The sequence below is a fragment of the Thermosipho globiformans genome (genome assembly GCF_003990895.1).
GTDB lineage: Bacteria > Thermotogota > Thermotogae > Thermotogales > Fervidobacteriaceae > Thermosipho > Thermosipho japonicus.
In genome coordinates this window covers 1-5525 of record NZ_BHXD01000025.1, presented here as the reverse complement: position 1 = coordinate 5525, position 5525 = coordinate 1, and the positions used below count along the sequence as shown (strand labels likewise).

Sequence of the window (5525 nt, the reverse complement as noted above, 5' to 3'; positions counted from 1 at the left end):
CAAAAACAATTTTAGCAGGTGTAGCCCTTTTTTTATATTCTAATTTAACCTATTTTTTACTTTGGCCAGGGTCTAAAATAAAAACTAAACTATTTTAATTTTTTTTAAATTTTTACTTTCAAATATAAATCTTAGTAAAAATATATGTTATAATAAATAGTCGGAAAGAAATTAATATTTTGAAAATGGGGGGGCTTTTATGAAATTATATAAATTTAATTTTTTAGCTTTGATAATCATTGTATTAGCCTTGACAGGATGTGTAAATTTTTCACCAACGGTTTTGATTGCACCAGATAATATATCAATTGAGATGGTAGGAAAGAATTTTGAAAATATAGACCTTATTGTTTCTCCTGTTAATGGTTTTAAAGGAAAAGTTGAATTTTCTCTTGATGATAATAATTTCACATTAAATAATTCAACAAATGTTGTAATAGATGTAATATCAGTGAAAAAAATCTCATTAAAGATTGAAAAGAAAGATAATATTCTACCAGGTAATTATTCATTAAACTTAAAAGCTAGAACTGGTAATAGTACGAAGAATGTAAATTTGAATGTATCAATAAGGGATATTGAAATAATTCCATATGCAACCTCGATAAATATAACACGAGATTCAGAAACTGAAATTTTATTAGGTATAAAATCTTATAATGAGTTTAATGATGATATAAAACTTTATTTTGAAGATGAAAAGGGCCTGCCATTTTCTTATGTTACAGTAGAGCCATCTTATGTTATGATCGAAAAAGAATCAACGTCAACTTTTTTAAAGTTGAAAGTTAATCCAAACATAACGATTGGAAAATATAATTTAAAATTAGTTGCTATAAGCGAAAAATTTGGGTTAATTAAAAAGAGTGACTTTGTTATAAATGTTATAGAGGGTAACGAACCATCATTTACGTTAACAAGCAACACAGGACAATTGAACATAGAGCAAGGGAATTCAGGAAAAATGCAAATAACAGTAACGCCAGAGAATGGATTTAGTGGAAATGTAAGGTTTGAATTAGAGACATTGGAAGGTGGAGCAGCACCAGAAGGAATAAATATAGCACCAGCGATAATTAATATTCCAGATGAAAATCCAGTAAACTTTACAATGGTGATTTCAGTAGCGTCAACAGTAACAACCGGGACATATAATCTAAGGATTAAAGCAATCAATGAAGATTCAACGATAGTAAGATATGTATTTATTATAGTTGAAGTTATAGGTATTCAACATACAGATTATGGATTTACAATAGATTTAGTTGATTCAAATTATTTTATTAATAATTACTATGTTATTGAAAATGCTAGTTCAGTTAATACTTTTATTAAAATTACTCCAAAATCTGATTTTAATGGAATTATAGAATTTACAATTGTTAATCATGATAATAGTACACCTACAGGTTTTTCTATTTCCCCTGAGGAAATTAATATAGATACAAGTGATATAACTAATCCAATTATGTTTACTATTTTTAATAACTCTGCTCCTTCTGGAAATTATGTTGTTAAAATTGTTGCAATTAGTAAAGATTTATCAGGTAAAGATATTATACGTGAATTATTTATAAATATTATAGTTCCTTAATTAAAATATAATCTAGATTAATGACATGGCTTCAGTATATTTTTGAAGCCATGTTTTTTTATTTAATATATCATTTCTTTTTTTATTCTTTTAAATACATGGAAAGTGGAGATATATTAAAGAGTATGAGGTAATTAAATGGATGGAGTATTAATTTGAAAAATAGATAATAAAAAAATGTTTTAAGGTGTGTAAAAATCTTTTATTGAGAAACTAAAAATTAATGAAATCGATGTGTACATCAAGTGTTAAACTATAAATGTTTTACTATTGATTAGTTGTATTTAAGAAATGATTTTTTAAAGGTCCTAAATTTTTATTTGTTACTTTTCTTCTATTCTATTTAAAAAAGTTAGGCTTAAAACTATAAAAACTGAAACTGACAAAAATATTATTTCATAACCGGTAATTTTCAATATAATTCCAATAATTAATGGTAGAATAGCAGTAACGATATTTAATGCTCCTGAAATACCTACGTATAACGCACGGTTCTCACTATTGCTTATTTCTATTAATAGCCCTTCAAATGACATTTGCCTAGCACTTAAAGTGAATCCAGAAGTTAGAAAAACGATAGAATAAATCTTTGAGGAAAAATTACTTAAAATTAATGCAAGAATCGGTGTAATACTTCCTATCATAATGCAATATTTTAGAACGTTTTTAAATCCTTTGTTATGCAATAATTTTTTCCAAAGGAAACTAGCTAAAATAATTCCAAACATTTGCAAAAACAAAAAATTTCCAACAATTTTATTATCTAAAGCGAATGAATTTTTTGCCAGGGTGACATAAAATGGAATAATAATTAGCCCAAAACCGGTAAGATTATTGAAAATAACATAATTTAGTAAATTTTTATCATTTAAAAGGTATTTTGGGATATTTTTAAAAACATTAATAAATGAGGGGAATTTCTTATGAAATGATATTTTTTCTTCTTTAATTAACCAAAAACCAATTGAAGCAATAAAAAGTGAGAAAGAAGAAATATAAAACATAACAGCATAGTTTACAGGATATCCAAAGGCATTTAGTACAATTTTTGCGGTAAAAGCTCCTGTTAAGGCAAAAATACTTCTTAATATTTGTCTAGTACTCATAAATTTTCTTAGATTTTCTTTTGAAATTGATTTTCCAAGTAAGTCAGTATAGCTGACACCTGCAAAAACTCCACTAAAAGAAAAAATTGTAAGGCCAAGAATTGTAAAAAGTAAAACAAATTTATTTGTAAAATGTACTGAAAGAACAAGAGCAATTAGAAAAAGTGAAGAAATTCTAAGATATATTCCAATTAAAAGATATGGTTTTTTTAGAGGCTTTGAAACTAATAAACTAGCAAATAAAAGTTGAGCTATAAGTGGAGTTCCAACTGTTATGCCTGTTACAAGTCCAACAATAAATTCAGAACCACCGGCTTTTAAAATCAGTGATGGAACAACTGTATTTATTTCAATAAAAGAGGAAGCAAAAGCAAGAAATATAGCATGCCATATAAAAGCAAAGAAGTTTTTTCTTTCAATATTTATTTCCATATAATTTCTCCTCCTATTTTTGATGAAAAAATTATATCATATAATTTAAGAAATATTTTTACAATTGGGATTTATAGTTAAAAAAATCTTTTGAACTTCTATTATTTGCACTTATCTTCTTTTTTTATTCTTAAATATTTAACTATAGTTATGTTATGATATTACCACATTTATATGGAAGGAGGGATTAGTTATGAAAAAGTTTTTGGTGATTTTTGCTATTCTTCTATCTATTTCATTATTATTTGCTGGTGAATACTACATTGTTCAAAAAGGGGATACGTTGTCAAAAATTGCAAAAGAAACAGGTTTAACAGTTGAAGAGTTGGTAAAATATAATAATCTTAAAAATCCTGATTTGATAATAGTAGGTCAAAGGTTAAGATTAACTCCTCAATATACGCAAAAAGATCTAAATGAACAATTAGTAATGGCTGCTCTATGGTACCAAAACGCAGGAGAAGCGCGAGCGCTTGCATATCAAGCATATAATTTTGCAAAAATTCTTTATGATATGGATTTAAAAGAAGAGTCAACTTTGAAGCGGGCAGTAATTGTTGATGTTGATGAGACAGTACTTGATAATTCTCCATATGATGCTGGAACAATTGATACAAATAATGCTTATCCAATTGGTTGGAATGAATGGTGTGAAGCAAAACTTGCTACACCTATTCCAGGAGCATTAGAATTTCTAAATTATGTAGCAAAAAACAATGGAGAAGTATTTTACATTACTAATAGAAGCGATAGTTTGAAAAAAGCAACTATTGAAAACCTTAAAAATCTTGGTTTTCCATTTGCGGATGAAAAGCACGTATTAACTAAATCTACAACTTCTGACAAAGAACCAAGAAGACAAATGGTAGCAGAAAATTACAGAATAGTTCTTCTTATTGGTGATAATTTGAATGACTTTTCATCTGTATTTAGGCATAAGACAACATCTGAAAGAAATGAACTTGTAGATAAAATGAAAGATAAATGGGGGACAAAATTTATAATACTTCCGAATCCAATCTATGGAGATTGGGAAGGAGCAGTATATAAGTATAATTGGGGAATGTCTCCTGAAGAAAAGAGTAAAGTTAGGAAAGAAAATCTTATAAGATGGAGACCTCAAAAATAATTTCTAAATAAAAAATAAAATATGTGTAATAATGAAAGGGCTTTGGTATATACCAAAGCCCGTTTTTGTTTGTTATTGTGTTATAAAAGGGTTCTATAGTAACAAAATTTTCCTGGAAAAAACAGATGCAATATAAGAAACATTATATTGCATATATATTTTTGATAAACATTTCCTTCGAAAAAGAAACTGGAAAATAAATATTTGCACTATAATAATTTTTAAAACAATATATTATTTTTTGACGAGATCTATAAGTTACTTTCTATTACCAAAGTTTTTCATTTATTTTTAAATAGAACTGTTTCCTTAAATAAAACTTTTAAAAAATATAGGAGCAAGCGTTTTATTATAGTTTTGCCTGCTCCTAAATTATTTTATTTTTTACTTTTTTAAAAAAATATGGAATTTTTACTTTTTTGGAATACTCTTGATATTCTGCTGTCGCTCTTCTATTAACTTCCGTGATTTGCTATCTCAATTTTATCAATACGTCTTAAAGACAATATTGAAAACATCGCAATCCAAATTAGTGCATAAAAGAATGATTGCTTTGAATCTATTAACCATATCATATCTGAGATAGTCTTTAATATTATATTTTCAGGAAACATTAAAGTAATAAGGTTTGCAATACTTGTTATTACAAAAATTAATCCTGCTGATATAATACTTCCTAACATTAGTTTTCCAGGAAAAATGTTGTTATTAATACAGCAAATGATACAAAAGATAATGTTTTCAAAATATTTAAAATTGTTGAAGAGATTAATTTTAGAAATTCCATATCTTCTTTCTTAATATCAAGCGAACCCAATTATTATTCCAACACCAATTGTTATAATAACAAATGATATAAAGAATTGTAAAACTACAAAAAGATAAAAGTTGATGAGTCTATTTATCATCCATTTCTTTCTACTTTTGCCACTTAATAAATGTGTTACGAATGTTCCTTCTATGTACTCTATGTTAAAAGCTATATCTGCCAACATCAACATTAATAATGGTATTGCCCATTCATTTGGATCAGATATGAAATGTAAACTAACAGCTAATCCTCCTATTACATAACCTTCTGGTTTTATACCCATTGCTTTAAAAATAAAAACATATAAAATTCCTATAGCTAAGAATATAATCTGAATAAACATCCAATGTTTGTATTTAAATAAAATTTTCATAAAATTACCTCCTCGTATAATTAGTTTAGTAAAAAGTATAAATTGGTCATTGAAAAGTAAATAGTGTTATGTAATTTCAA

5 protein-coding genes are annotated in these 5525 nt (G+C 26.4%); 2 read left to right on the top strand and 3 right to left on the bottom strand.

Annotation, left to right across the window (positions count from 1 at the left end):
* The first annotated feature begins 199 nt into the window (after positions 1–199).
* On the top strand, positions 200–1594 hold the full coding sequence (locus EO083_RS09595) for a COG1470 family protein (protein ID WP_126994219.1): 1395 nt from the start codon (positions 200–202) through the stop codon (positions 1592–1594).
* Between the two features lie 323 nt (positions 1595–1917).
* Here EO083_RS09595 and EO083_RS09590 read toward each other — a convergent pair whose 3' ends face one another.
* Complete coding sequence (locus EO083_RS09590; RefSeq protein ID WP_241230037.1) at positions 1918–3132, bottom strand: MFS transporter; 1215 nt, start codon at positions 3130–3132, stop codon at positions 1918–1920.
* A 193-nt stretch (positions 3133–3325) separates the two neighbouring features.
* Between EO083_RS09590 and EO083_RS09585 the strand changes: the two genes are divergently transcribed.
* Positions 3326–4261, top strand: a complete 936-nt coding sequence (locus tag EO083_RS09585; RefSeq protein WP_126994217.1) for a 5'-nucleotidase, lipoprotein e(P4) family — start codon at positions 3326–3328, stop codon at positions 4259–4261.
* Between the two features lie 455 nt (positions 4262–4716).
* On the opposite strand, the gene EO083_RS09580 is transcribed toward EO083_RS09585, so the two are convergent.
* Together EO083_RS09580 and EO083_RS10080 are read right to left on the bottom strand one after the other, a co-directional pair.
* Entirely contained in the window at positions 4717–4944 is a 228-nt protein-coding gene (locus EO083_RS09580) for a hypothetical protein (RefSeq protein WP_126994215.1), read from the bottom strand.
* A 120-nt stretch (positions 4945–5064) separates the two neighbouring features.
* Positions 5065–5445, bottom strand: a complete 381-nt coding sequence (locus EO083_RS10080) for a hypothetical protein (RefSeq protein WP_241230036.1) — start codon at positions 5443–5445, stop codon at positions 5065–5067.
* Positions 5446–5525: the final 80 nt, after the last annotated feature.

What these genes read in the sequence shown, in the direction of transcription:
- EO083_RS09580 (WP_126994215.1), bottom strand. Translation starts at nt 4,944, where the DNA reads ATGTTAGGAAGTATTATATCAGCAGGATTAATTTTTGTAATAACAAGT.
- EO083_RS09595 (WP_126994219.1), top strand. Translation starts at nt 200, where the DNA reads ATGAAATTATATAAATTTAATTTTTTAGCTTTGATAATCATTGTATTA.
- EO083_RS09590 (WP_241230037.1), bottom strand. Translation starts at nt 3,132, where the DNA reads ATGGAAATAAATATTGAAAGAAAAAACTTCTTTGCTTTTATATGGCAT.
- EO083_RS10080 (WP_241230036.1), bottom strand. Translation starts at nt 5,445, where the DNA reads ATGAAAATTTTATTTAAATACAAACATTGGATGTTTATTCAGATTATA.
- EO083_RS09585 (WP_126994217.1), top strand. Translation starts at nt 3,326, where the DNA reads ATGAAAAAGTTTTTGGTGATTTTTGCTATTCTTCTATCTATTTCATTA.